The sequence below is a fragment of the Rugamonas fusca genome, assembly GCF_014042365.1.
Lineage (GTDB): Bacteria > Pseudomonadota > Gammaproteobacteria > Burkholderiales > Burkholderiaceae_D > Rugamonas > Rugamonas fusca.
Window position 1 is genome coordinate 1 of the sequence record NZ_JACEZS010000121.1, and the last position, 242, is coordinate 242.

General features: G+C 60.3%; 1 protein-coding gene. It reads right to left on the reverse strand.

Annotated elements, in window-relative coordinates:
- Window positions 1-242, reverse strand: a 242-nt coding sequence (locus H3H36_RS26780; protein WP_220459873.1) for an IS110 family transposase, incomplete at both ends; no start/stop codon positions are given.

Here is a 242-nt window from a genome sequence, read left to right on the forward strand (position 1 = left end):
CAGGTTGTTGACGTTGAACAGGCGCCAGTGGCGCTCCAGTATCAGGCGATCCAGCGGACGCGCCCAGCCATTGTATGCTTCCATGGCCACTTCAACTGGTCGATCCTGCGCGTGGCCGCTCACACGAACAAAGAATTGTGCGAAGCCTCGCGCAGTGTGCTCCACGTCGAACTCGTCGAGTAGCTCACCGCCATTTGTCCCCACCGCAACGCGGTGACAGCGGCTGCCAACATCCAGTGCTA